The following is a 25,129-nucleotide window of genomic DNA, read 5'->3' as shown; positions in this document are numbered from 1 at the left end:
CGGGTGCCTCACCGGAGGTGGTGCTGGGGGGACGCGAGGAGCGCCCGCACGACGGCGGTGATCGCTCCCTGGAACGTCTCGTCGACCTTGGTGCTCGCCTCGACCCCGGCCACGTCCAGGATCAGCGCCCGCTCCCGGGCGGTCAGCTTCTGGTGCACCAGCCGCTTCGCCAGCGCGTCCAGGTACGCCCCGGCCGTCGCCGGCGGGTCGGCCACCAGCTTCTCCGGCTTGCTGAAAGTGAAGTGGGTACGCCACCCACCGGCCAGGTCGCCGGCCTCGTTCCAGCCGTTGACCATCGTGCCGGCGGAGGTCCAGGCGACGTAGACGTCCGGGTAACCGTCGGGCGTGGGCTGTCCCATCGGGTACTGGCCCAGCTCCCGCAGCTTGTCCTGGATCTGGCGCAGCCCCTCCGCGTACGGGGTGCGCCGGCCGTCGCCCGGCTTGTGCTCCGGGGCGGCGTCCGGCTTGACGCCCAGCGTGCGGTAGGTGGCGACCAGGTACTCCATCGGGCGGCGCACCTTCTGCCCCACCGCGGCCCAGAACTCGGAGGTGCTGAACAGCGACATCAGCACCGGCCGGATCATGCCCCGGTTCGCCGTGTAGACCTTCGCCAGCCGGTCCACCAGGGCCTTCGGCGGGGTGTCCGAGACGAACCTGGTGGCCAAGCTCTGCGCGACGTACCGGGCGGTGGACGGGTGCAGCGCGATGTAGGTGATGTACTGGTCGATCACCTTGTCGGCCTTGACCGGGTCGTCCGAGGCGTTCGGGTGGCTGAACCCGAGGATCTTCACCTTGCCGAGGTAGTGCCGGTCGGGGCGGAAGACGTACTCCCCGTCGTTGACCCCGCGGCCGGTCTGCAGCAGCGCCGCCTGGCGGACGTCCTTCTCGGTGTAGCCGCCGTCCACGCCGACCGAGTAGAGCTCCAGGTTCTCCCGGGCCAGGTTCTCGTTGACCGCGTCGGCGCGGGAGTCGTTCTGGCTCAGGTAGAGCAGCAGCGCCGGGTGCCGGTTCGCGGCGACCAGCATCTCCGGGTAGCTGCCCATGGCGTGCCGGCGGACGACGTCCCGGTCGAAGGAGTTGCGGTGGATCTCGCCGCCGTCGAAGTCGGCGGCGACGTGCAGGAAGTCGTTCCAGAAGTCGACCATCACCTCGTACAGCTGGCGGTCGGACCAGATCTGCCGGGCGATCGTCGCGTCGACCATCTCCCGGTCCGGCTGGGCGCCCCGCTGGTTGAGCTGGTCGCGCTGCTCCTCCAGCTGCTTGGCGTTCAGCGTGAGAGTGCTCAGCTCGGTGAGCTTCAGCTCCGCCTTCGTCGGCGCGATCTTCTCCGGTTCCAGCTGCCAGCGGATCCAGCCGTCGATGCCCAGCCGCCGGATGTCGGCCAGCACCTTCGGCGTCGGCCCGAACGTGGCCCGGCTGGCCAGGTGCCGCACCGGGTCCTTGGCGAGCACGGTCTTCACGGTCACCTTGGTCGCCGCCGCGGCGGCGGCCGGCCCGGAGAAGGTCCGTCCGCCGGTCGGGGCGTTCTTCTTCAGCACCGCGCCGGCCCGGGAGCCCATGTAGCTCTCGTTCTGCTCGGTGTAGGTGCGTACCGTGCGCGGCTCCTGGCCGCTGGGGCGGGCCGCGGTGCCGTCCGTCGTGGTGGTGGGGGTGGCGTCGCCGGCCACCCGGTCGGGCTCGTCGTCGTCGGTGAACAGCCCGCGCACCTGGGGCGACAGGGCCAGCGCGGTGCCGCCGGCGATGACGGCCGCGCCGCCGAGCACGGTGAGGGCGCGGCGCCGGCCGCCGCGCCGGCCACCGGGCTCGTCGTCGTCCAGGTTGGGCAGTCCGGCGCCGGGCGGGCCGGCGAGGCTCTGTCCGGCCAGGCCCTCGGGGCCGACCCACTGCGGGGCGGTGGTCACCGTGGGGGTGGGCCGGGCGTACGGCGTCGGGGCGCGGTAGGCGTCCAGCTCGGGGGGTTGCGGTCCGTCCCATCCGCGGTCGTCCCGTGGACGATGCGGTGGCACGTTCTGGTCGGCCATGTACCAATCCCGTTTTCGTGGAGGCGAAGTTGCCCGGGACGGTAGTGACGGGGATTGTGGCCTTCAAGGCGTGCGCCGGCGGCGGGACAGGGCACTTAAGACACCGCTCAACGAACGTCACCGGGGCGGGCCGGGCCCGGGTGCCGACCGGGCTGCCCGGAACTGGGCGGACGTTCCCCCGATCGGCCCGGATGTAACGTTCCGCGCCCAACCGGCGCTACTTGTCGCGTTCAGCCCCTTAGCGAAACTTAAGCCGCGGATAAGCCGGAGTTGCAGCCCGCTCGGCGAGCGTGGCGGCCCCGAGCAGCGAAAGTAGCAGCGGCGGGTGAGCGTGAGCCACCGCCGCAGCGGGTATGCCGCCGAACCGCTGAAGCCGTGAGGGGAAGGCACCGCCATGCTCAGCAAAGAGGATCAGCGCAGGTTCGAACAGATCACCCGTCAGCTGCGGGAGAGCGACCCGCAGTTCTTCGCCCGCCTCGACCAGCGGGCCCGGGCCCGCCGTGGCCGGTATCTGATGCTGTTGACCATCGTGCTCTGGGCCTCGCTGCCGGCGATGACCGTACTCGCCGGCCGGTTGGCCGGCGCGATCTGCGCCGTGGTGCTGGTGGCCAACGCCGGTCTGATGTGGCGCTTCCGCCGCCGGTGGCTGTGAGCACGAGCCGCCGCCGGGTGTCGGGGCCGCGCGGGGACGAGGTGCGATCGAGCGTGATACCTCAGAGTCATATTGATACCTGAGAGGTATCACGCACGAAGTGGCGTCATCGCCCCCACCAGGTCACCCACAGTGACCACCGCTGGCCCGCCGGGTCGCGGTCGGCCCGCCCGGGCCGCCGTCAACCGCCGCGACACCGCCGGCCCGGGCCACCGTCGGGTTACGACGAGCCGAGAGCGCGGTACGCCCGGCGCAGCCGCTCCACCAGACCGGGGCCACCGATGGCCGGTGCCGGGGCGCCGAGCTGCCGCAGCAGGAGGTCCGGCTCGGTGACCAGGCTCGGCGGCCGGTCGGGCAACGGCACCGGCAGGCCCCAGAACACGTCGACGGCCTCGTCGAGCGGGGCGACCGGCAGCGCGTCCAGCGCCCGCGCCGCGCCGACGGCCGGCCGGGCCCGGTCCACCGTGGACGCCCCGCCGCCGCCCGCGCGCCCGGCGGCGTCCGCCCGCTCGTGATCGGCGCCGTCCGGCTCCGGCCCTCGGTCCGCGGCGCGGGTCGTCCGCTGCGGGTCGCCGGCGGTGCCGCGCAGCGCGCGGAGCCGGTCGAGCAGTTCGGCGCGGCCCCGGCCACGCCACCGCAGCAGCTCGAACGGGTCCGCGTCGAACGCCTCGGCGAGCAGATAGAAGGTGGCCGCTAGGTGCTTGCAGGGCACCGCGAAGTCCGGGCAGCTGCACCGCTGGGTCAGCTCGTCCACCTCGGCCGGGAACAGCGGCGCGCCGGCGGCGGCGAACACCTCCTCCAGCTCGGCCGGCAGGTCACCGGCGAGCAGCCGCGCGCTGAAGAACGCCTGGGCGGCCAGGTCCCGCTCCAGGCGGGCCCAGACCCGGGCCGGGAAGGCCGCCAGCCCGATGGTCACCCGGTACGGCTGCGGCCGGGAACCCTGCACGGTCGCGGTGACCCGGCCGGGGGTGATCTCCAGGCTGCGCACCTGGCCCTTGCGCGCGTAGGAGCGGCCCCGGGTCAGCCGGGTGCCCAGCGCGAACGACTCCAGCACCTCCAGGAACCGCCGGGACCACCAGGAGACGCCGATCGCCCCGCGGGTGCTGCGCGCCCGCAGCCCGCCGTCGACGGGCAGCGGCGGGCCGTAGTCGGCGAACCGGCCGTCGCCGTTCTCCCGGGGCGTCACTCGACCACCGCCCCGGCCTCCAGCGCGAACAGGTCACGCAGCTGGCCGGTGGACAGCTCGGTGACCCACTGCTCGCCACTGCCGACCACGCTGCGGGCCAGCTGCCGCTTGTCGGCGATGACGGCCGCCACCTTCTCCTCCACGGTGCCGGCGCAGACGAACTTGCGTACCTGCACCCGGCGGCGCTGGCCGATCCGGAACGCCCGGTCGGTGGCCTGGTCCTCGACGGCCGGGTTCCACCACCGGTCGACGTGCACCACGTGGTTGGCGGCGGTCAGGGTGAGCCCGGTGCCGCCCGCCTTGAGCGAGAGGACGAACAGCGGTGGCCCCTGCGCGGACTGGAACCGGGTGACCATCGCGTCCCGGTCGGCCTTGCCCACCCCGCCGTGCAGGAACAGCACCTCCCGGCCCACCCGGGCGGAGAGGTGCCCGCGCAGCATCCCGCCGAACTCGGCGTACTGGGTGAAGAGCAGGGCCTTCTCCCCCGCGGCGAGGACCTCGTCGACGATCTCCTCCAGCCGCTCCAGCTTGCCGGAGCGCCCGCCCAGCGGCGAACCGTCGTGCAGCAGCTGGGCCGGGTGGTTGCAGACCTGCTTGAGCCGGGTCATGGCGGCCAGCACCAGCCCGCGCCGCTCGATGCCCTCGGCGGACTCGATCTTCGCCAGCATCTCGTCGACCACCGCCCGGTAGAGCGCCGCCTGCTCGGCGGTGAGGTTGCAGAGCACCTCCATCTCCAGCTTCTCCGGCAGGTCGGAGATGATCGACGGGTCGGTCTTGAGCCGGCGCAGCACGAACGGGCCGGTGATCCGGCGCAGCCGCTCGGCCGCCTCGACGTCGCCGTGCCGTTCGATCGGCTCGGCGAACCGCTTGCGGAAGCCGGCGGCCGGGCCGAGCAGCCCCGGGTTGGCGAACTGCATGATCGACCAGAGGTCGGCGAGGCGGTTCTCCACCGGCGTACCGCTGACCGCGACCCGGTGCCGCGCGGGCAGCGCGCGGACCGCCTCGGCCTGGCGGGTGGCGGCGTTCTTGATGGCCTGGGCCTCGTCCACCACCACCCGGTGCCAGTCGACGCCGGCCAGGTCCAGCGCGTCCCGGGCGGCCACCGAGTAGGTGGTCAACACCAGGTCCGCGGCGTGCACGGCCGCGGTGAAACTCTCGCCCCGGGCCCGCTCGGCGCCGTGGTGCACGTGTACGCGCAGTTCCGGGGTGAACTTCGCCGCCTCCCGCTGCCAGTTGCCGACCAGCGACATCGGACAGACCAGCAGGGTCGGCCCGGCCTCCGGCGGATCCCCGGCGAGCAGGGCGAGCAGCTGCACCGTCTTGCCCAGCCCCATGTCGTCGGCGAGGATGCCGCCCAGCCCGAGCGACTGGAGGAACGCCAGCCAGGCCAACCCCCGCCGCTGGTACGGCCGCAACGTGCCCCGGAAGCCGGCCGGCGGATCGGCCGGGGTGAGCCGCCGCTCCACCTGCCCGGCCAGCAGCTCACCGAGAGCGCCGTCGGCGGTCACCTCCAGCACCGGCAGCTCGTCGGGGCGGTCCGCCTCGGAAAGTCCGAGCCGCAGCAGGTCCGCGACGGTCAGCTCGCCGCCGGAGCGGATCAGCCGCAGCCCGGCGGCGAGTCGCTTCGGGTCCAGCTCGACCCAGCGACCCCGGACCCGGATCAGCGGCGCCTTCGCGGCGGCCAGCGACTCCAGCTCGGCCGGGGAGAGCGGCTGGTCGCCGAGCGCCACCTCCCACCGGTAGTCGACCAGGGCGTCCAGGCCCAGCGCGCCGGCGGTGCCGGCGACGGTGCCCGGCGCGGTCCGGCCGCTGGCCCGCAGCCGCGCGCCGAGCCGCGACGACGGGCGCCGCCACCAGGAGGGCAGCAGCACCCCGAACCCGGCCGCGTGCAACGCCGGCGCGCCGTCGCGCAGGAACCGGTGCGCGCCCTCGACGTCCAGCTCCACCTCCTCCGGGGCGGCGGTACGCAGCGCCCGCTCCAGCTCCGGCCAGAGCCGGCTGGCCCGGCCCAGCTCGGCCAGCAGCGTCTCCTGCGGGTCGGCGCCCCGCCCGACCAACGCGGTGACGCTCGCCGGCTCCCGCCACACCTGGCCGGCGGCGACGTGCAGACCCGGTTCGTCGGCGGCCTGGAGCCCGAACTCCAGCCGCCACGGGCCGGCCGGGTGGACCACGGCCGCCGGGTCCGCCGGCACCACCACCAGCGCCTCGACGACCTCGTCGGGGTCCGGCTCGACCAGCCGGAAGCTGGCCCGCACCGCGCCGCCGGCCGCGTCCCGCTGCCAGGCGTCCAGCTCGCGCCCGAGCGTGTCGAGCGCCACCGGGTCGGCGGTGAAGGCCCGCTCCGGGCCGGTCAGCGCCCGCAGCCAGGCCGCCACCACCCCGTCCCGCCGCCCGCCCCGGACCAGGTCGATGTCGGCGAGCCCGGCCCGCGCGGCGGCGTCGGTCAACGCGCCCAGCGCGTCGGCGACCACCGCGCCGGCCCCCGGCTCACCGGCCTCGGCTCCCCGCCCGTCGGCGCCGGCTCCCCGCTCACCGGTGCCGGTCCGCGACGGGCGCGTGGCCGGGGCCGGCCCGGCGGCGGCGCGGGCGGCCGGTGGCAGGGCCAGCGCGAGCGAGCGCGCCCACCCGGCGTCGGTGCCGGTCAGCAGGGGCCGCCACACCGCCCGGGCCAGGCCGGCACCGGCCGGACCCGCACCGGCGGCACCGGGCCGCCGGTCGTAGCCGACGGCAGCGCCGGGCCGGTCGTCGCCGACGGCACCGTCCCAGCGGACCTCGGCGGATCCGGCCGGCCGGTGACCGTCGTCCGGGTGGGCCGGGGCGAGGCCCGGCAGCAGGCGGCCCCGGGTCACCAGGTCCCCGGCGAACTCGGCGATCCGGGCCAGGTGGCGCAGTGTGGCACCGGGCACGGCGGGTTGGTCGTCGAGCGCGGCCAGCAGCGCCAGCGCCGCGTCGGGGGCGTACGTCAGGGCGGGGGTCCGCCAACCGGCGAGGGTGACCGGGCCGCGGACCGGTTCGGCGACGGCGGTCCGGACCAGCTCCGGGGAGTCCAGCGGGGAGCCGGCCCGGGTCGGCAGGCGCAGCAGCACCGTGCCGGCCACGGCCGGTGGGTGGCCCAGCGCGGCGGCGAGGGTGTCGTGGTCGGCGGCGAACGGGTGGGGCCGCTCGCGCGGTGCCCGGCCGGGGCGGCGGGGGGCGCGGGCCGGCAGCGCGCTGTCCTCGGCCCAGACGGCGAGACCGGCACCGACCAGCCACGCCCCGTGAACGACCAGCACGCACTCCCCCTCGCCGACGACCGAGGCCAGCTTAGGCCCTGCCCGGCCGATGACCGGGCGGCCACGGCGGGCCGGGCCGATGACCGGGCGGCCCCGGCGGGGCGGGCCGATGGCCGGGCGGTGGCGATGGGCCGGGTCGACTAGCGTTCGCGCCATGGTGGATCTGCTGGTGATCGGTGGGCTCGGGGTGGATCTGCGGGTGCGGGTGCCGGCGATCCCGCTGCCGGCCGCCGACTCGCTGACCGTGCCGGGGATCGAGGCGCGGATCGGCAACACCGGCGCGGGCGTGGCCCTGGCCGGGCACGCCCTCGGGCTGCGGGTGGGGCTGGTCGACGTGCTCGGCGCGGACCCGGCCGGCGGGGTGGTCCGGGCCGCGCTGGGGCGTACCTCGGTGTCGGCGCTGCTGGCCGAGGGCCCCGCGCGGACCCGGCAGTCGGTGAATCTGGTCGACCCGGCCGGCCGGCGGATGTCGCTGTACGACCCGAGCCCCTGGTCGGGGCCGCCGCCGTTCACCGACGACGAGCTGGCCGGGCTGGTCGGTGCCGCCGCCCACGTGCACGTGTCGATCATGGACTGGGCCCGGGACGCGCTGCCCGTGCTGCGCAAGGCCCGGCCCGACGGGGTGCTCCTCTCCACCGACCTGCACGACTGGGACGGCGAGAACCCGTACCACCGGCCGTTCGCGGATGCGGCGGAGCTGGTCTTCGTCAGCGGCGTACGGCTCGGCGACCGGGCGCCGGCGGTGGCCGCCGGCCTGGCGCCGCGCACGGTGGTGGTGACCCGGGGCGCGGACGGCGCCGACCTGTACCGGGGCGACGGGACGGTGACCCACGTGCCGGCCGACGTCCCGCCGGCCGGGGTGGTGGACACCAACGGCGCCGGTGACGCGTTCGCGGCCGGGCTGATCGCCGGCCGGCTGCGCCGCGCCGGGCTGCCGGAGGCGGCGGCGTACGCGGCCCGGGTGGCCGCCGCGGCCTGCACCCACGACGGGATGGAATACCCGGCGGGACTGCTGCCCCGCGCCTGATCCCCGCCCGACGCGCGATGTCGCGCATCGGCGGCCCGGGTTCAGAGCGCGCCGGTCTCGCCGTCGGTCAGCTCGCGCAGGATGTCGGCGTGCCCGGCGTGCCGGGCGGTCTCCTCGATCATGTGCACGAAGATCCAGCGCAGCGACACCTCGCCGAGCTGCGGCTGCGGCACGACGTGGTCCAGCGGGAACCGGGCGGCCACGGACCGGGACCGGGCGCACGCCGCCGCGTACGCCTCGGCCAGCGCCGCCAGGGTCTCCCCCTCGGCCACCGTGAAGCTGGCCACCGCCTCGGCCTCGTCGGTGCGGAAGTAGTCTCCCGGCCCGGGGTCGAGCAGCGCCGGGAACCAGTTGCCCTCCACCAGGGTCAGGTGTTTGAGCAGGCCGGCGAGGTTTGTCGCGGACGGCACCAGCCGGCGGGTGGCCTCGGCGTCGCTGAGCCCCCGCACCTTGCGCAACAGGATCGCCCGGTGGAAGTCGAGGAACGACTCGAGGACGGCGCGTTCGTCGCCGGTGCGGGCCAGCACCGGACCGAGGGTCGGATCGATCGAGATCTCCGCCATCCGTCGACCGTATCGGTCGGCGGCGCGCTCCACTGCCCCGCAAATCCTGCGGGGCTGGCCGTCCGGACGGCAGGATGGGCGCATGGCGACAACCGTGGAGATCCCCCTGGTGGGCGGTACGGCCGACGGCGAGACGGTCACCGTCGAGCTGGACAGCAACGACCGGCCACCGCTGACCCACCACCACCTCGGCCCGGAGGGGTTGGCCGCCGCGGAGATCTACGAGTTGGAGTCCGACCACGACGGCAACCCCTGGGTCTACGCCTGGCGCGGCCCGGCCGTCTGACCGTCCCGCCGCAGGTCAGGAGGCCGGCATCCGGGTCAGCGTCCGGGCGCGCAGGCTCTCCAGCACGCCCCGGATGACGTGCGAGGTGCCGCGGGCCTGCTCGCACACCTCGGCCACCCGCTGCGCGGTGGCCGCGGCCCGGGCCTCCCGCTCGTCCCAGAGCCGGTCGACCTCCGCCAGCAGCGGGCCCTCCACCTCCCGCTCCACGCCCTTGAGCGCCGGCACGCCGAGCCGCTGGGCCAGGTCGAAGACCTTCCCGGCGTACGGCAGTGGCAGGAACGGGGTGCCCATCATGGCGGCGAAGATCAGGAAGTGCAGCCGCATACCGACCGCGAGGTCGAAGTGCCGCATCAGCCCGAGCACCTGCGAGGGTGAATAGTCGTTGTGCAGGATCCGGCCCCGGTCGGCCGCCGTCATGTGGGTCATCACCCCGTGCGAGTGCCGGATGTCGTCGCGTTCCATCGGCACGAAGAGCACGTGCGCGTCGATCCGGTGCACCAGGAAGTCGGCGATCTGGGCCAGCAGCCGGTGGTAGCCGTCCACGTCGAGGCGTTCGGCGGCCCGCCCGGGTTCCCGCACGCTCATCCCCACCAGCCGGGTCCCGGCCGGCACGCCCTCCTCGCGCAGCCGCTCCCGGGGGAACTCCTCCGGATCCAGCAGGAACGCCGGGTCGGCGGTGACGGTGATCGGGTTCACCAGCCCGGCCTCCTCCAGCACCATCCGGGACTCCTGGTCACGGACGGTCACCTCGATCGCCCTGGCCAGGGTCTCCTGGACCATCCCGGTGTCCACGCCGTCGTTGAGCGGCCCCACCCCGACGGCGTACGTGAGCAGCGGCAGGCCGCGTTCCTGGGCCACCCGCACCACCCGCAGGTAACGGCGGGCCTCCTTGTCGTAGAGGATCCCGCCGCCGCCGAGGATCAGCAGGTCGAGCTGGCCGAGCACCGCCGCCGAGTCGACGCGGCTGACGCCCTCCCACGGCACCGCCTCGACGTCCGGATGGGTGAGGGCGGTGTGTGCCGGGTTGCGGGAGAAGACGATGATCCGGGCGTTCGGTTCCTGGTTGCGCAGATCCGCCAGCAGGCCGCTGAGGATCGCCTCGTCGCCCAGGTTGCGGCCACCGTACGAGCCGAGCACCCCGATGCACAGGCTGTTGGCCATCCGTCGCTCCTCCCCGCCGCGGACGCTGCGCGACCGGTTTCCCGGTGCGGGGAGGGACATACCTGCGCCGGCCGGCGCTACCCGCCTTCCCCTGCGGTCGCCCCGCCGACCAGGCGGGACACCAGGGCGGAGACCACCTGGTCGACGTCGAACCCGGCGTCGGTGGAGGTGGTGAGCAGGTCGAGCAGCAGCCCGTCCACCGCGTAGTGCAGCAGCGCTACCTCGAAGGCGCCGCCCGGCAACCCCGCCGCGACGTGGTGCGCGACGTCGTCGGCGTAGCCGCGGCGCAGCACGGCGCCGAGCGCGACCCGCAACTCCGGGTGGCGGGCCGCCTCCAGCCGCAGCGCGAACAGGGCCCGGGTGAGGTCGGGCTCGCGGGTGGTGCGGTCGACGATGTCCCGCAGGTAGTCGGTGACCAGCGCCAGGGAGGGCTCCCGCCGGCCGAGTGCGGCGAGCACGACGGGGTCGGGCGCCATCCGGTCGAAGATCCGCTCGGCCAGGCCGGCGAGCAGCGCCGCTCGGGACGGGAAGTAGTTGGAGGCGGTGCCGGTGGGCACGCCGGCCTCGGCGTCGACCGCCCGGTGGGTCAGGCCCCGCGCGCCGCCGGCGGCGAGCACCCGCAACCCGGCGTCGGCGAGCAGGGTACGGCGGTGCGGGTTCCGGGCCATGCGCACACCCTAGCAACAACCACGACAGGTGTTGTATATTCGCCTCCGACCACGACAGCCGTCGTGGTTGCCCTCGGTCATCGGAGCCGGTTTGCGCAAGCTCGTGTACTTCGTCGCCAGCACCCTCGACGGCTTCATCGCCGCCCCCGACGGGTCGTACGACTTCTTCCCGCTGGAGCCCGACCCCGTCCAGGTGGCCGAGTGGCCCCAGACGCTGCCCACCTTCGCCCACGCCCCGCTCGGCATCGACTCGCCGCCGGCCGGCCGCTTCGACGCCGTGCTGATGGGTCGGGGCAGCTACGAGCCGGGCCTGAAACTCGGCGTCCCCAGCCCGTACGCCCACCTCACGCAGTACGTCTTCAGCCGTTCACTGGCCCCGGCCGACCACCCCGAGGTGGAGATCGTGGCCGGCGACCCGGCGGCCTTCGTCCGCGAGCTGAAGGACCGGCCCGGTGGCGACATCTGGCTCTGCGGCGGCGGGCAGCTCGCCGGGCAACTCCTCGACGAGATCGACGAACTCGTGGTCAAGCTCAACCCGATGGTGGCCGGCAGCGGCATCCCGCTCGTCGCACGGGACTTCGCCGCCCACCGGTTCGCGCTGGCCGACGCCCGGCCGGTCGACAACGGGGTGGTCGTGCTGCGCTACCTGCGGCCGACCACCTGACGGGTCGCCAATTGGGTTGCCCGGCCGACCCGCGTCGCCGACGCTGTCCAGGATGAGCGGTACGACACGAACCCGGATCGGCTGGACCGACCTGCCCGCCAGCGTCCGGGACGCGGTCGAGGCCATCCTCGGCGACCGGGTGGTGGCCGCGCGGTCGCAGCCCGGCGGCTTCTCCCCCGGCACCGCCGACCGGGTCCGCACCGCGCGGGGCGGGCGGGCGTTCGTCAAGGCGGTCAGCCCGGCGCAGAACGACCGCAGTCCCGCGATGCACCGGGCCGAGGGGCGGATCGCCGCCGTGCTGCCGCCGGCCGCGCCGACCCCCCGACTGCTCGGCAGCCACGACGACGGCGACTGGATCGCGCTGGTCTTCGCCGACGTCGAGGGCCGGCACCCGGTCACCCCCTGGGACGCCGGCGAGCTGGCCGCCGTGCTGTCCACCCTGGAGACCATGGCCACGGCGCTCACCCCGGCCCCGGCCGAGGTGAGCGCCACCGCGACGGAAGCGCTCGCCGTCGACTTCGCCGGCTGGCGGCGGATCACCGCCGACCCGCCGGCCGACCTCGACCCGTGGGCCCGGGCCCGGCTGCCGCAGCTGTGCGCCGCCGCCGACCGGGGCCTGGCCGCGCTGGCCGGCGACACCCTCTGCCACCTCGACGTGCGGGCCGACAACCTGCTGCTCGGCCCGGACGGCACGGTCACCGTGGTGGACTGGCCCTGGGCCTGCCGTGGGCCGGCCTGGCTGGACACCCTGCTGACCGTGCTCAACGTGCAGGTGTACGGCGGGCACGACCCGGACGCGCTGCTGGCCGCCCGGCCGCTCACCGCGACCGTCGACCCGGCCGACCTGACCGGGGCGCTCGCCGGGCTCACCGGCTTCTTCCTCGACGGCGCCCGCCAGCCGCCCCCGCCCGGCATCCCCACCGTGCGGGCGTTCCAGCGTCTGCAGGGCGACGCGCTGCTGCCGTGGCTGGCCCGTCGGCTCGACGGGTGAGCCTCCACCTTCCAGCGGTGCGCCGGCTTGACCGGTGACCTCGACCTTCCGGCGGTGCGCCGGCTTGGCCGGGGAGCCTCAACCCTTTGCCGGGGCGGCGGCGTTCATAGCGGGTGAGGGGGTGGGGATGTCGGAGTCGTTCCACGAGTTCGTGGTGCAGCGGTCCCCGGCGCTGTCCCGCACCGCCTACCTGCTGACCGGCGACCACCAGCTCGCCGAGGACCTGTTGCAGAGCGCGCTGGCCCGCACCTACCGGCACTGGCGGCGGATCCACGGCGGCGACCCCGAGGCGTACGTGCGCCGGGCCATGTACCACCAGCAGGTCTCCTGGTGGCGCCGGCGCCGGGTCGCCGAGCGGCTGGAGGCGGTGCCGACCGAGCTGCCCCGAGGCGACCACAGCGACGCCACCGCCCTACGGCTGACCCTGGACGCCGCGCTGCGCCGGCTCACCCCCCGGCAGCGGGCGGTGCTGGTGCTGCGCTACTACGAGGACCTGACCGAGGCGCAGGTGGCCGAGGCGTTGGGCTGCTCGATCGGCACCGTCAAGCGGCACGGCCACGACGCGGTACGCCGGCTGCGGGCCATCGCCCCCGAGCTGGTGGACCGGCCGGCGGAGCGGAGCCTGCGATGAGCGCCCGGCTGCGCGACGCGCTGCGGGAGACCGCCGAGGCCGTGCCCGCGTACGACGTGCACGACCGGGCGGTCGCGACGGCGCGGCGGACCCGGCGCCGCTCGATGGCCGCCGCCCTCGCCGCCCTGGCCCTGGTCGCGCTGGTGCCGCTGGGGCTGCGGGCCGCCGGTCCGGCGACCTCCGCCGCCGCCCCGGCCGCCGACGGGGCGCTGCCGGACCGGGTCAGCTCGCCGGCCTTCGGCGAGCTGCACGCCACCGACCGGCCCCGGCTCGGCCCCGCCTCGGTCATCTTCAGCGGCCAGGCGCCCGGCCTGGTCTGGCGGGAGGAAGGCAGCCGGGTGGTGGCCGTCGGCGCCGACGCGGACCGGTACCGGACCTTCACCGTCGGGTACGAGGCGCGCACCGGCGAGGACGTGGTCCTCTCCGCCGACGGGCGACTGGTGGCCCACGGCTCCGGCAGCGCCGACCGGCCCCGGGTGACGGTGATCGATCTGGTCACCGGCCGGGCCCGCGAGCTCACCACCGACGTGGCCGGCAGTGTCACCAGCACGCCGGTCGCCTGGTCGCCGGACGGCACTCGGCTGGTGGTCCGGGACACCACGGCGATCGACGAGTTGCGGACGGGCTACCGCTCGACGCTCAGCCTGCTTCCGCTCGACGGTGGGCCCCGGGTCGAGGTGGCCGAGGGGCCGCACAACGCCAGCTTCGGCCGGTCCGTCGCGTTCACCCCCGACGGCCGCCGCCTCGCGTACGAGATGGGCAGCCCGGCGCCGGTGGACTCCGCCGGCGGCCGGCACCCCGCCGACCCGGGCGGGGGCGCCATCCGGGTCACCGACCTCGACGGCCGGCAGACGGCCTCCTTCCCGCTCCCCGCATCGACCTGGCTGGCCGGCAAGGGCGCCTGGACGCCCGACGGCCGGTGGTTGACGCTGGCAGTGCGGCAGGGCGACACCTGGCGGCTACGTCACGCCGACCCGGCGAACGGGCGTGAGGTCCGGATGGTCGACCCGGGCACCGGTCGGGAGACGGGCGCGGCGGAGCTGCCCGGGGTGTCGGGCGTGACCGCGATCCGGCTGCTCGGCTGGACCGACGCCGGTGCGGCGATGGTGGTCGGTTACCTGCCGCACCCGAACGCGCCGGCCCGGTTCGACCAGCCGCTGGAGATGGACCAGCGGACCGCGTACGGCAACGTCGGCAGCGTTCGGGTGCTGGCCCTGGACCCCGGCACCGCCACACCCCGGACCCTGCTCACCGCCCCCGACGAGGTGGTCGCCGTGGACGTCGCCGACGACGTGGTGCGCGCCGCCCGGGTCCGGAAGGCCGACCCACCGGCCGGGCTGGGCCCCCGGTTCTGGCTCGGGGCCGGGCTGGCCGGCGTGGCCGGGTTGGCGGTGCTCGGCGTGGCGCGGTGGCGCCGCCGGCGGGCGTACGGGGGGTGACGGCGGGCCGGACGCCGGTCAGCCCGGCTCGTGGACGGGGTGGGTGAGGAACGGCAGCACGGCGGCCGGCAGGGCCGGGGCGCCCGGCATGTCGTCGTGGGTGTGCCCGGGCAGCACCGCGAGCCGGGCGGTGGAGCGACCGTCGCCGCCGCCGAGCAGCCCGAAGAACTCCGCGACGTGGCTGACGGGCACCGAGTCCGCGTCGGCGAAGACCAGCAGCACCGGCAGCGCCAGCGCGGCCACCTCGGCGGACCAGTCGTAGTCGTGGCGCAGCAGCTCACCGCTCTTGGCCCAGAGCACCGGCCAGTCCCCCGGCCGGGGCGCCACCCGCTCGTACCGCAGGTGCGCCGGGGTGCCCCGCATCCGCTCGGCGGTCCGCTCGTCGTGCCCGGCCAGCGCGGCCAGCACCGCCGGCCGCCACCCGGCCCGCTTGCACGGCGCCGACACCACCACCAGCCGACGCGGCAGCCCCGGATGCCGGATCGCGGTACGCAGCGCCACCGCCCCGCCGAGCGAATAGCCCATCAGGTCCGGCTCGACCAGGCCGAGGCGCCGGATCAGCGCGGCGACGTCGTCGGCCAGCGACTCGTACCGCAGCGGCCGGTCCACGTCGGCGGTGCGGCCGTGTCCCTGCAGGTCGACGGCGACCACCCGACGCCGGGCGGCCAGGGCGGGCAGGATCGGCGCGAAGGTCTCCCCCGTGCCGTAGCTGCCGTGCAGCAGCACCAGCGGACGGCCGGCGCCGCGCACCTCGTACCAGAGGCGCAGCCCGTTCACCTCCGCGTAGCCCACCCCCCGATCCTCCGGCAAGGAGGGGCACCTTATTAACGCATTCGGTAGAGGCGGGACCCCTTGTTAACACCCGCTCGCGCGGTGCGCCGGGGGCAGCGCGGACGGGCCCGCGTCGGTAGCGTCGGCGGGGTGGCTCTCCTCGACATGGTGGCGGCGGAACGCCGCCGGTTCGCCGACCTGATCGACTCGCTGACCCCCGAGCAGCTGGACACGCCCAGCCTGTGTGGCGCGTGGACGGTCAAGGAGGTGGCCGGCCACGTGGTCGCCCCGTTCGCCGCCTCCCCGCGCTGGTTCCTGCCGCTGATCCTGCGCAGCCGCCTCAGCCTGCACCGGGCCAACGCCGAGCTGGCCCGCATGGTCGCCCGCCGGCCGGCCGCCGAGCTGGCGGCCGAGCTGCGACGCAACGAACGGAACGCGTTCTCGCCACCGGTGGTCGGGCTGTACGGCCAGCTCACCGACCTCCAGGTGCACGGTCAGGACGTACGCCGTCCGCTCGGCCTGCCCCACCGGCTCGACCTGGCGCATGCCCGGGTGTCGCTGGACTTCCTGGTCAGCCGCCGGTCCGTCGCGTTCGGGCCGCGCCGGCTGCGCGCCGGGTTGCGGTTCGCGGCCACCGACCTGGACTGGGCCCGGGGCGACGGCCCGGAGGTACGCGGCAGCGCGGAGGCGCTGATGATGGCGCTCACCGGCCGGCTGGTCGTCCTGCCGGAGCTGACCGGCGACGGGGCGGACACCTTCCGCGCCCGCGCCACCCGCTGACCCATCCCAACGACGCGAGGAGAACCATGGAACGGGTGACCGGCATCGGTGGAGTGTTCTTCCGGGCCCAGGATCCTGACCGGCTGAACCACTGGTACGTCACCCACCTCGGGATCGACCCGGCGCCGGAGTCGTACGACGTGTCGTCCTGGTGGCAGCGACCGGGGCCGACCGTCCTGGCGGCCATGGACGCGGAGTCCGACCACTTCGGCGGCCCGGCCCACTCCTGGTCGTTGAACTTCCGGGTGTCCGACCTGGACGCCATGGTCGGGCAGCTGCGGGGCGCCGGCGTGGCGGTGGAGGTCGACCCCGAGGAGTACCCGAACGGACGGTTCGCCAGCCTGCGCGACCCGGAGGGCAACCCGATCCAGCTCTGGGAGCCGGCGGGGGCGGACCTGCGGGGGCCCACCGCCGCGCCGCGCCGCGACGGCGGGCACGAGGTCTAGTCCGCGAGGTAGCCCGTGGCCGGGTCGATCTGCGCGAGGAAGTCGCGGATGGCCTGCGTCATCTCGGCGTGGCTCAACACCAGGTCGCGCGGGCCGGAGAGCGCGAAGCCGTACTCGTGCGGCCCGGTGAGCCAGTCGAAGTCGTACGTGCGCGGCTCGCCCACCCGGACGCGTACCCGGAACTCCTGCCCGTCGACCGTCAGCGTCACCGGCTCCCCGCGATGGCGGACGCGCTGGTCCGCGGGAGCGACGCCCGGTTGTGGCTCGGTCGACATACCGGCGTTCCCCTCACTCGGCGGACCGGTCGGTCCGCCCGCCCAGCGCCAGCGCCGCCGCGTCCCGGGCGCACCCCCAGGACAGCATGACGCCGCTGCCGGCGTGGCCGTAGTTGTGCACCACCAGGGCGTCGCCGCGCCGCTCGGCCGCCACCCGCGGCACCGGCCGGCCCGGTCGCAGCCCCACCCGGTGCTCGATCACCTCCGCGTCGGTCAGCGCGGGTTCGATCCGCGCGCACCGCGCCACGATGTCGGCCTCCTCCGCCGGGTCCGGCGTGGTGTCCTCGCTGCGCCGCTGCGCGCCGCCGAGCACCACGTGGTCGCCGTGCGGGAAGATCGACGCCCAGGTCGGCGTCATCGGCGCCTCCATGAAGAACCGCTCGATGCCGGGATTGCGCACCACGATCCTGGGCCCGCGTACGGGATGGAGCTCGGCGTCGTCGGTCAGGTGCCGCGCGGCAAGCCCGGTGCAGTTGACCACCACCGGGGCCACGGCGGCGGCCTCCCCGAGCGATCCCACCGGCTCCTCGCGCACCTCGCCGCCGGCGCCCTGGAAGCGTTGCAGCAGGTGGGCGAGGTAGACGGGCATGTCGACGAGCGGCAGGCGGACGGTGAAGGCGGTGCCGAACCCGGTCGGGCGCTCATCGTCGTCGAGTGGCCGGAAGCCCAGCGTCCGCTCCGCGAACGGCGGCGTGGCCCCGGCGGGGCGGGCGGCGAGCGTGCCCTCCCGCAGCGTCACGCCCGGCATCGGCTCGTCGCGCAGCACCCGCAGGGTCTCCTCGGTCCAGGCGCGCTGCGGGTCGTCGGGCGGCGACAGGTTCGGGCCGACGAGCGCCGAGGCCAGGCTCGACGTCGTCCGCGCGGGTGGGGCCGCGGTGCGGATCAGCACCCGCGCACCGCCCTCGACCAGGCGGATGGCGGTGCTGAGGCCGGTGACGCCGCAACCGAGGACGACGACGTCTGGACGTAGGGTCATCGCGGATCCCCCGAATGCGGCGGCGGTCGACTCTCTCCTGACGAGCATTGTCCACAACAGCCGCCGTCTCCGCGCCCCGCCCGGCCGGGCGCGAAGCCCGACGTCGGCTCGGCGGGAAGCGGACCTCGGAGGCGCTCAGTTGGTGGCGTGCTGGCCGTGATCGCTGACCTGGGCGTCGAACCACACGTGCAGCGCGTCGCGAAGCCCCGGGTCGGTGGTGGTGTAGGTGATGCGCCCGCCATCGGCGGTGGTCTCGTAGTCGATCGTGATCCGCCCGCCGTGACCGCGAAGCGCTTCCAGGCCGGGCATCTTCTGGCCGTGGATACGGCCGGGATCGGTGAAGTCGCCGCGCCGGAAGCGGTCAACCTCTTCGGTCAGGTGTTGCCGGATGAGGCTCATCTGGGTGGTGTCCTGCGGGTCGTCGGCGACGACCGTCTGCACGCCACCGCCGTCGGTCTTGGTGAACTGGTGTGTGGTGCGGTCCAGGTCGAACGGCATGACGGACGCACCCCGCTCGGCCACCTCCACCTGGCGGCTGGACGAAGCCGGCGTCGGTGTCGACGAGCCACCGGAGCAGCCAGCACTCAGCGCCGCGACGGCGGTCGCCACCACCAGCAGCACGGTCCCCCTACGAGCGTAGGGGCGGTCAGGACGGTCCATCAGCGGCCTCCGCAAGGGTCTGTAGCGCGCGCACCACCGCGGAGCGCTGCTCGCCGGGGATGCGATCGAGTAGGGCGGTGAGTCGGTCGCGGCGCGCGTCGGCAAGCCGAGCCGCCGCAGCGGCTCCGGCATCGGTGAGTACGAGCAGCACGCCGCGACCGTCACCGGCGGCGGCCTCCCGGTCCACCCACCCGCGGCCCACCAGGTTGGCGGTCAGGCGACTGACGGTGCTCTTCTCCAACCGCAGCCGGCGTGCCAACTCCACCTGACGGATCCGCCCCGCTCCGGCGATCTCCACCATGGCGTGTGCCTCGGAGACAGGCAGCGGCTGCCCACACGGCGTGCGGTCGGGCTGATGGAGGCCGAAGTTGCGGATGAACCGCATCAGGGCCTTCTGCGCCGTGTCCACCTCGCCGTCCTGCATGGTTCGACGGTACAACCAGATGGTTCGAGCGCACAACCATATTCGCGTTGCGCCCGGTCGGCTCGCGTGCAGGTCAGGTGGCAGGCTCGATGTCACGCCAGGCGACAGCGGGACCTCTTCGAAGTGATGAAGGGTGGGCGCGGCAGGTTTCGAACCTGCGACCCCTCGCTTGTAAGGCGAGTGCTCTCCCACTGAGCTACGCGCCCGGAACGCCCGTACGGCGGGCCGGAGGGAGGCTAGCTTACCTGTCGCCCTCCGGCCCGGTCGAACGGTGTGCCCGGTGTCGGTCAGGCGGCCACGGTCGCGGTGAGGGCCTTGCGCCAGCCCGCCTGGTCCCGCGCCTCGCCCGGCATGTTCATCTCGGCGAACCGGACCACGCCGGCCTTGTCGATCACGAAGGTGCCCCGGTTGGCGATGCCGGCGACGTCGTTGAAGACGCCGTACGCCTGGGCGACCGCGCCGTGCGGCCAGAAGTCGGCAAGCAGCGGGAACTGGTAGCCCTCCCGGTCGGCCCAGATCTTGTGGGCGTAGACCGAGTCGACGCTGACCGTCAGCACCTGGACGTCGTCGTTGACGTACTCGTCGAGGTTGTCCCGCAGCTCGGACAGCTCGCCCTGGCAGATGCCGGTGAACGCCAGCGGGTAGAAGACCAGCAGCACGGCCCGCCGGCCGCGGTGGTCGGAGAGCCGGACCTCCTGGTTGTTCTGGTCCTTCAGCACAAAGTCCGGCGCCTCGGCGCCTACCTCGATGGGCATCCGGGAACTCCTCGGGTCACCTCTGGGACGGGCTCAGCCTGCCACACCTGGCGCGGCGGGACCGGGCTGGACCCGCCGCGTCACTTACGGCCCTTGGAGCCTCGGCGTAGCACGAGACGGGCGCCGCTCCAGTCCCGACCGGCGTTGACGGTGGAGGTCTGCTGGAGGCCGGCGGTCTGCGCGGACTCGGCGATCTCACTCGGCTCGACGTGCCCGTCCCGCCCGGCCTTGGGCGTCAGGAGCCACACCACACCGGCGTCGGCCAGCGGGCCGAGGGCGTCGACGAGCACCTCGAACAGGTCACCGTCGCCATCCCGGTGCCACACCAGCACCGCGTCGACCACCTCGTCGGTGTCCTCGTCGACAAGTTCTCCACAGCGGTCGGTCAGGGCGTCGCGGAGATCCTGGTCGACGTCGTCGTCGTACCCCATCTCCATGACGACCATCCCCGGCTCGATCCCGAACCGGTCCGCCAGGCTGCGTACCCCGTCGGCGGCCTGACCAGCGGTCGCGCTCACTGTCGCGTGCCTCCTCATCTCGTCCCTGCTCGCGGCGTCGCCACCGACGCCGTCAGGCAAAGTCCACACACCAAACCCGCCCCGCGCAAGTGGCGCACCGGGTGGAACGGAATTTACCGTGCCAGCAGCGTACGGGCACCCTGGGTAATGGCATCCTCGGAGACCAGAACCTGACGCGCCGCCGGACCTAATGGTACAAACGAGTCAACTGCGGCCACTCTCCTCACCGCCCCCACATATCCGGCGTCGACCAGGGCCGCGATGATCCCCTCGCCGACCCCGCCGGAGCGGCGCGTCTCGTCCACCACCAGCACCCGGCCGGTCGCGGTGGCCTCCCGGATGACGTCCGCCACCGGCAGCGGGGCGAGCCAGCGCAGGTCCACCACCCGGGTGCCCACCCCCTCGTCGGCGAGGGTGGCCGCCGCCCGCAGCGACATCGGCACCCCGTTACCGAAGGTGATGATGGTGACGTCCTCGGCCGAACCGACGCCGTACACCCGGGCCCGGCCGACCGGCACGTGCCCGCTCGCCCAGGCGCCCGGTTCGGCGTACCCGGCGAGCCACTCCTCGTCGCCCGCCGTGTACAGGTCGCGGGTGTGATAGAGCGCGATCGGCTCCAGGAAGACGCAGACGCTGCCGTCCACCGCCGCGCTGGCCAGGCAGGTCCGCAGCAGCGGCGCGGCGTCGTCCGGCCGCGCCGGCACCGCGATCACCAGGCCGGGCACGTCCCGGAGTACGGCCACCGAGTTGTCGTTGTGGAAGTGCCCGCCGAACCCCTCCTGGTACGCCAGCCCGGCCACCCGCACCACCATCGGGTTGCGGAACGCGCCCTGCGAGAAGAACTGCATGCTGGCCGCCTCGCCGCGCAGCTGATCCTCGGCGTTGTGCAGGTACGCCAGGTACTGGATCTCCGGCACCGGCAGTAACCCGGCCAGCCCGGCGCCCAGCCCGAGCCCGAGGATCGACGTCTCGTCGAGCAGCGTGTCGAAGACCCGGGCCGGCCCGAACCGGTCCCGCAGCCCCTTCGTCACCCCGTACACCCCGCCCTTGGCGGCCACGTCCTCGCCGAAGACGGCCAGCCGGGGGTGGTCGAGCATCGCGTCGGCGAGCGCGGCGTTGATGCTCTGCGCCAGGGTGAGCGGGCCGGCCAGCTCGGGCGGCTTGCCCCCGAACGCCTCGGCCCGCGCGGCGGCGCGCGGGCCGGCGGCCCGGGTCGCCGCGTCGGCCACCGCCCGGGACACCCGGGCCGGCCGGCGGGGCGCCAGCGGGGCGACCACGTCCGCCGCGGCGGCCAGCTTCGGCTCGCCGAGCACCTCCTCGGCGACCCGGCGCACCTGCCAGCCCCGCGCGTCGTACCGGCCCAGCAGTTCCTCGCCGGTGGCGACCCCGGCGGCGACCAGCAGCCGCGCGGTGGCGAGCAGCGGGTCACGGGCCAGGTCACCGGCGATCTCGTCGGCGCTGCGGTACGCGCTCTCCACGTCGGCCCCGGCGTGCCCCATCAGCCGTACCGTGCTCAGGTGCAGCACCGCCGGCCGCCGGTGCCGGCGCACCCAGGCCGCCGCCTCGGCCGCCCCCGCGTACGCCTCGACCGGGTCGGTGCCGTCCGCGGCGAAGTAGCGGATCCCCGGCTTCGACCGCAGCGCCGTCGCCACCCAGCCCTCCGGGGACCGGACGCTGATGCCGAGGCCGTTGTCCTCGCACACGAACAGCACCGGGATGCGCAGCCCGGTGTGGTCGTACCAGCCGGCGGTGTTGAGCGCGGCGGTGGCGCTGGCGTGGTTGACCGAGGCGTCCCCGAACGAGCAGACCACGATCGCGTCGGGCGGCCAGGGCGGGCGGGTGGCGTCGTCGGGGCCGGCCTCGCCCTCCGCCGCGCCGCGCCGCCCGGCGCCGTCCAGCCGGCGCAGCCGCTCCAGCGCCAGCCCCATCCCGACGGCCCGGGGCAGATGCGAGGCGATGGTGGAGGTGGTCGGGACGACCGCCAGATCGGCCCGGCCGAAGACCTTGTGCCGCCCACCGGCGATCGGCTCCCGGGCCGAGGCGACCAGGCCGCGCAGCACGTCCCGGGCCGCCTCGGTGTACGCGTCCGCCACGTCCCCGGGCGGCTCCGGCCCGGCGACCACGTCGGCGGGTACCTCCGGCGACGGGCCGGCCTCGATCACCGCCTCGCCGGTGGCGTCGACGGCGATCGCGACACCGGGCGGCGCGAACCGCGGTTTCCCGGTCGCCGACGCGCCGACGCCCGCGCCGGCCGGGTCGCCGGTCTCGCTGACGGCCTGCTCCGCGGCGGCCCGATCGGCAACGGCCCGGTCGGCAGCGGCCGGGTCGGCGGCGGTCGGGTCGGCGGCGGACCGATCGGCGGCGGCCTGATCGGCAACGGCCGGCTCTGCGGCGGTCGGGTCGGCGCCGGCCCGATCAGCGCCGGCCGGGTGGGTCGGCCCGTCGCCGGGCAGGTCGGCCGGCGAGGCGGGCGGCCCGGCGTCGGTCCGCCAGCCGGCGGGGTCGACGTCGACCGGCCGTCCCGAGGGATCGTCGGGGCGGTTCGCCGACGACGCCGCGTCCCCCGGGCCGGCTGCGGGCCACCGGCCGGCCGCCTGCGCCGCGCGCAGGCAGTAGAACGCGCCGGAGCGGTAGTGCAGCAGCGCGGGGTCGGTGGGCCGCAACGCGGCGGCCACCGCCGCGTTGCCCTCGTGACCGGCGGAGCCGATGGTGTAGAAGCCCTCACCGAAGCTGCGCAGCCAGCGCCCGGCCAGGTCCAGCTGGCGGCTGGTGACCTGGGCGTCGAAGAGCTCCAGCAGCTGCCGCCCGGTCAGCGGGGCCGTGCCGGTCACCGGCTCGTCCGGGTCCCGCCGGTCCGGGCCGGCGGCGAGCGCGGCCAGGACCGCCCGGAGCCGGTCGTCGAGATCTTGCGGCGTGGTCACGTGGGACAGCATTACCGAATCAGGGCCGGGTCGCCCAGTCGGACACGATCATCCCGGCATGGCTCACTCCGGGCCGCAGGACCCGGGCACCCGCCGTCGGAGACCTTCCAGACCAGTTCGCGCAGCGCGGCCAACTCGTCGGTGCCCAGCCCGGCCAGGAGTCGGGAGTCCGACATCACCCGGAGCACCCGGTCCCGTACCGCCCGACCGGCCTCGGTGACGAGCAGGGTCTTCTGCCGCCGGTCGGCCGGGTCGACCCGCCGCTCGACCAGGCCGGCCTGCTCCAGCTTGTCGACCAGGGCGGTGACGTTCGACCGGTCGCAGCCCAACTGCTCGGCGAGGTCGCGGGCGGGCAGCGGACGGTCCGGGTCGAGTGCGCCCAGGGCGCGGGCGGCGGCCGGGGTGAGGCCGAGCCCGGCGATCTCCTCGTCCTGGTGGTGCCGGATCGCCCCGGCGACGTGCAGGATCCGGCGCACGGTCTCCCCGGCCAACGCCGAGCGGCCCGCGTCGGCGGGGCCGGTGGAGGAAGCGGTGGACGCCATACCCCAGATGATACCGGCGTACCAATAGTGGAGATTGTCGATGATCGGTCATGTCACGCATCCGCCGGCGCGCGGGACGGCGACGCCGCGACCCCCGACCGGGGCGGCACCGCCCGGGTGGCCAGCCGGGCGCAAGCCGCGCCGGCCAGCAGCAGGAGCGCGGTGACGGTCGGCGCGCCGGCCGCCACCCCGGCCAGGTGCAGGCCGCCGATCACCGTCACGCCCAGCACCGCGGCGAGCAGCGTGCCGGTGGAGACCAGGGCGGACAGCGCCGCCGCCGCGCTCGCCGGCACGGCCCCCGCCAGCCGGGTGACCAGCGGGCTGAACGAGGCGGCGTGCGCCGCCCCGCCGGCCAGCAGCAGGACACCGGCCGGCAGCCAGGGCCACCCGTGGCGGGCCAGCACCGCCACCGCCACCACCACCGCCGCGAGCACCGGCGGCCCGGCCACCGGCAGCCGGTCCCGCACCCGCTCCGGCAGCCGGGGCACCGCCAGGCCGCACAGCGCGAAACCCGCGGCGTACGGGAGGAAGGCCAGCCCGGCGGCGAGCGCGCTGAAGCCCAGCCCGTCCTGCAAGCGGAGGGTGAACACGAAGAGGAAGCCGGCGTAGCAGCCCATCACCACGCAGCAGGCGAGCAGCCCGGCGCGCACCCCCGGATACCGCAGCACGGTCACGTCGAGCAGCGGGTCCCCGCCCCGGGCGGACCGCCGCGCCGCGTACCGCAGGAAGAGGCCGAGCCCGGCGGCGCCGGCGGCGGCCGCGGCCGGGGCCGTCCACCCCGGCCAGCCCAGGTCCCGGCCGAGCACCAGCGGCAGCACCAGGATCAGCATGGCCACCGCCAGCAGCACCGCGCCGGGCAGGTCCAGGGTCTGCCGCCGGCCCGGCGCGGCCGGCAGCCCGGCCAGCACCCGCCGACCGGCGACCAGCAGCGCCACCCCGACCGGCACGTTCACCAGGAACGCCGTCCGCCAGGTCAGCCCGCCCAGGTCCAGGCTGACCAGCAACCCGCCGGCGACCTGCCCGGCCGCGACACCGAGGGCCAGGACCATCGAGTACGCCCCGATCGCCCGGGCCCGGGCGGCGCCGCCCAGGTACGCCTGGATCATCGACAGCACCTGCGGCACCATCAGCGCCCCGCAGGCGCCCTGCGCCGCCCGGGCCAGCACCAGCGGCACCGCCCCGGGGGCCAGCCCGCAGGCCAGCGAGGCGAGGGTGAACCCGGCCAGGCCGAGCCGGAAGACCCGGGCGTACCCGTGCCGGGCGCCGAGCCGCGCCCCGACGACCACCAGCACGGCGAAGGTGAGCGTGTAGCCGGCCAGCACCAGTTGCTGCACGGCCGGCGGCCCGGCCAGGTCGGCCCGGATGGCGGGCGCGGCGACCGCCGCGATCGAGGTGTCCATGGAGGCCATCGCCTGGCCGGTGAGCAGCACGGCCAGCAGGGCGCCGGTACGGCGGTTCGGCTCGGTCATGGCGCCACCCTGCCGGGGCGTACGGCCGCCG

24 protein-coding genes, 1 tRNA gene and 3 pseudogenes are annotated in these 25,129 nt (G+C 75.4%); 9 read left to right on the top strand and 19 right to left on the bottom strand.

From position 1 onward, the window contains the following. Positions 1–8: 8 nt before the first annotated feature. A complete protein-coding gene (locus tag K7640_RS18830; protein ID WP_222956177.1) occupies positions 9–2,021 on the bottom strand; it encodes a DUF1800 domain-containing protein in 2,013 nt (670 codons plus the stop codon). 394 nt (positions 2,022–2,415) lie between these two features. Here K7640_RS18830 and K7640_RS18825 point away from each other — a divergent pair, with 394 nt between their 5' ends. Beyond that, the gene (locus K7640_RS18825; protein ID WP_222956176.1) at positions 2,416–2,673 is read left to right on the top strand and encodes a DUF3040 domain-containing protein; all 258 of its coding nucleotides are present in this window, start codon (positions 2,416–2,418) and stop codon (positions 2,671–2,673) included. A gap of 220 nt (positions 2,674–2,893) precedes the next feature. On the opposite strand, the gene K7640_RS18820 is transcribed toward K7640_RS18825, so the two are convergent. From K7640_RS18820 to K7640_RS31010, 3 genes and pseudogenes are all read right to left on the bottom strand, one after another. Further along, entirely contained in the window at positions 2,894–3,859 is a 966-nt protein-coding gene (locus K7640_RS18820; protein ID WP_222956175.1) for an SWIM zinc finger family protein, read from the bottom strand. Further along, positions 3,856–6,531 (bottom strand): annotated as a pseudogene (locus K7640_RS18815) (DEAD/DEAH box helicase); the annotation flags it as partial. The pseudogene K7640_RS18815 and the gene K7640_RS18820, both read right to left, overlap by 4 nt. Before the next feature lie 140 nt (positions 6,532–6,671). Then, positions 6,672–7,131: pseudogene (locus K7640_RS31010) on the bottom strand (ATP-dependent helicase); the annotation flags it as partial. Between the two features lie 154 nt (positions 7,132–7,285). Between K7640_RS31010 and K7640_RS18810 the strand changes: the two are divergent. After that, positions 7,286–8,158 (top strand): carbohydrate kinase family protein, encoded by an 873-nt coding sequence (locus K7640_RS18810; protein WP_222956173.1) that lies wholly within the window; start codon positions 7,286–7,288, stop codon positions 8,156–8,158. Positions 8,159–8,199: 41 nt separating this feature from the next. On the opposite strand, the gene K7640_RS18805 is transcribed toward K7640_RS18810, so the two are convergent. Next, positions 8,200–8,721, bottom strand: a complete 522-nt coding sequence (locus K7640_RS18805; RefSeq protein ID WP_222956172.1) for a DinB family protein — start codon at positions 8,719–8,721, stop codon at positions 8,200–8,202. Positions 8,722–8,803: 82 nt separating this feature from the next. Between K7640_RS18805 and K7640_RS18800 the strand changes: the two genes are divergently transcribed. Continuing rightward, positions 8,804–9,007, top strand: coding sequence for a hypothetical protein (locus tag K7640_RS18800; protein ID WP_222956171.1), 204 nt, complete (start codon positions 8,804–8,806; stop codon positions 9,005–9,007). A gap of 15 nt (positions 9,008–9,022) precedes the next feature. On the opposite strand, the gene K7640_RS18795 is transcribed toward K7640_RS18800, so the two are convergent. Then, entirely contained in the window at positions 9,023–10,168 is a 1,146-nt protein-coding gene (locus K7640_RS18795; RefSeq protein ID WP_222956170.1) for a polysaccharide pyruvyl transferase family protein, read from the bottom strand. A gap of 77 nt (positions 10,169–10,245) precedes the next feature. After that, positions 10,246–10,836, bottom strand: coding sequence for a TetR/AcrR family transcriptional regulator (locus K7640_RS18790; RefSeq protein WP_222956169.1), 591 nt, complete (start codon positions 10,834–10,836; stop codon positions 10,246–10,248). Positions 10,837–10,927: 91 nt separating this feature from the next. Between K7640_RS18790 and K7640_RS18785 the strand changes: the two genes are divergently transcribed. From K7640_RS18785 to K7640_RS18770, 4 genes are all read left to right on the top strand, one after another. After that, positions 10,928–11,500: a dihydrofolate reductase family protein gene (locus K7640_RS18785; protein ID WP_222956168.1), complete on the top strand. Its 573-nt coding sequence runs from the start codon at positions 10,928–10,930 to the stop codon at positions 11,498–11,500. Between the two features lie 52 nt (positions 11,501–11,552). Next, positions 11,553–12,491, top strand: a complete 939-nt coding sequence (locus K7640_RS18780) for a phosphotransferase (protein WP_222956167.1) — start codon at positions 11,553–11,555, stop codon at positions 12,489–12,491. Positions 12,492–12,618: 127 nt separating this feature from the next. Further along, the gene (locus K7640_RS18775; RefSeq protein ID WP_222956166.1) at positions 12,619–13,122 is read left to right on the top strand and encodes a SigE family RNA polymerase sigma factor; all 504 of its coding nucleotides are present in this window, start codon (positions 12,619–12,621) and stop codon (positions 13,120–13,122) included. Further along, positions 13,119–14,561, top strand: coding sequence for a hypothetical protein (locus tag K7640_RS18770; protein ID WP_222956165.1), 1,443 nt, complete (start codon positions 13,119–13,121; stop codon positions 14,559–14,561). Before K7640_RS18775 ends, K7640_RS18770 begins: the two co-directional genes overlap by 4 nt. An 18-nt stretch (positions 14,562–14,579) precedes the next feature. Here K7640_RS18770 and K7640_RS18765 read toward each other — a convergent pair whose 3' ends face one another. Continuing rightward, positions 14,580–15,353 (bottom strand): alpha/beta fold hydrolase, encoded by a 774-nt coding sequence (locus tag K7640_RS18765; RefSeq protein ID WP_222956245.1) that lies wholly within the window; start codon positions 15,351–15,353, stop codon positions 14,580–14,582. Positions 15,354–15,482: 129 nt separating this feature from the next. Here K7640_RS18765 and K7640_RS18760 point away from each other — a divergent pair, with 129 nt between their 5' ends. After that, positions 15,483–16,112 carry a maleylpyruvate isomerase family mycothiol-dependent enzyme gene (locus tag K7640_RS18760; protein ID WP_222956164.1) on the top strand — a complete coding sequence of 210 codons (630 nt, stop codon included), beginning with the start codon at positions 15,483–15,485 and terminating at the stop codon, positions 16,110–16,112. A 26-nt stretch (positions 16,113–16,138) separates the two neighbouring features. Next, positions 16,139–16,558, top strand: a complete 420-nt coding sequence (locus K7640_RS18755) for a VOC family protein (RefSeq protein ID WP_222956163.1) — start codon at positions 16,139–16,141, stop codon at positions 16,556–16,558. Here K7640_RS18755 and K7640_RS18750 read toward each other — a convergent pair. The 11 genes and pseudogenes from K7640_RS18750 to K7640_RS18705 all read right to left on the bottom strand — a co-directional run bounded on the left by K7640_RS18750 (position 16,555) and on the right by K7640_RS18705 (position 25,098). Next, positions 16,555–16,767, bottom strand: a complete 213-nt coding sequence (locus K7640_RS18750; RefSeq protein WP_222956162.1) for a hypothetical protein — start codon at positions 16,765–16,767, stop codon at positions 16,555–16,557. The two genes, K7640_RS18755 and K7640_RS18750, sit on opposite strands and share 4 nt — an antisense overlap. 79 nt (positions 16,768–16,846) lie before the next feature. Further along, positions 16,847–17,809 carry an FAD-binding oxidoreductase gene (locus K7640_RS18745; protein ID WP_222956161.1) on the bottom strand — a complete coding sequence of 321 codons (963 nt, stop codon included), beginning with the start codon at positions 17,807–17,809 and terminating at the stop codon, positions 16,847–16,849. Between the two features lie 135 nt (positions 17,810–17,944). After that, positions 17,945–18,430, bottom strand: a complete 486-nt coding sequence (locus tag K7640_RS18740; RefSeq protein WP_222956160.1) for a hypothetical protein — start codon at positions 18,428–18,430, stop codon at positions 17,945–17,947. A 25-nt stretch (positions 18,431–18,455) separates the two neighbouring features. Continuing rightward, complete coding sequence (locus K7640_RS18735; protein WP_222956159.1) at positions 18,456–18,893, bottom strand: MarR family winged helix-turn-helix transcriptional regulator; 438 nt, start codon at positions 18,891–18,893, stop codon at positions 18,456–18,458. Positions 18,894–19,027: 134 nt separating this feature from the next. Continuing rightward, positions 19,028–19,099 (bottom strand) — tRNA-Val (locus K7640_RS18730). 81 nt (positions 19,100–19,180) lie between these two features. After that, positions 19,181–19,648: a peroxiredoxin gene (locus tag K7640_RS18725; protein WP_222956158.1), complete on the bottom strand. Its 468-nt coding sequence runs from the start codon at positions 19,646–19,648 to the stop codon at positions 19,181–19,183. A gap of 80 nt (positions 19,649–19,728) precedes the next feature. Next, the gene (locus K7640_RS18720) at positions 19,729–20,166 is read right to left on the bottom strand and encodes a DUF3052 domain-containing protein (protein WP_222956157.1); all 438 of its coding nucleotides are present in this window, start codon (positions 20,164–20,166) and stop codon (positions 19,729–19,731) included. A gap of 113 nt (positions 20,167–20,279) precedes the next feature. Further along, the gene (locus tag K7640_RS18715) at positions 20,280–22,619 is read right to left on the bottom strand and encodes a transketolase C-terminal domain-containing protein (RefSeq protein ID WP_374198104.1); all 2,340 of its coding nucleotides are present in this window, start codon (positions 22,617–22,619) and stop codon (positions 20,280–20,282) included. After that, a pseudogene (locus tag K7640_RS30865) lies at positions 22,617–23,099 on the bottom strand (transketolase); the annotation flags it as partial. The gene K7640_RS18715 and the pseudogene K7640_RS30865, both read right to left, overlap by 3 nt. Beyond that, positions 23,099–23,629 (bottom strand): MarR family winged helix-turn-helix transcriptional regulator, encoded by a 531-nt coding sequence (locus K7640_RS18710; protein ID WP_222956155.1) that lies wholly within the window; start codon positions 23,627–23,629, stop codon positions 23,099–23,101. The gene K7640_RS18710 and the pseudogene K7640_RS30865, both read right to left, overlap by 1 nt. A 53-nt stretch (positions 23,630–23,682) precedes the next feature. Then, positions 23,683–25,098, bottom strand: coding sequence for an MFS transporter (locus K7640_RS18705; RefSeq protein ID WP_222956154.1), 1,416 nt, complete (start codon positions 25,096–25,098; stop codon positions 23,683–23,685). Positions 25,099–25,129: the final 31 nt, after the last annotated feature.

Origin of the sequence: Micromonospora sp. PLK6-60, from assembly GCF_019890675.1 — a bacterium.
Lineage (GTDB): Bacteria > Actinomycetota > Actinomycetes > Mycobacteriales > Micromonosporaceae > Micromonospora.
This window is presented reverse-complemented; position numbering and strand designations above follow the sequence as displayed.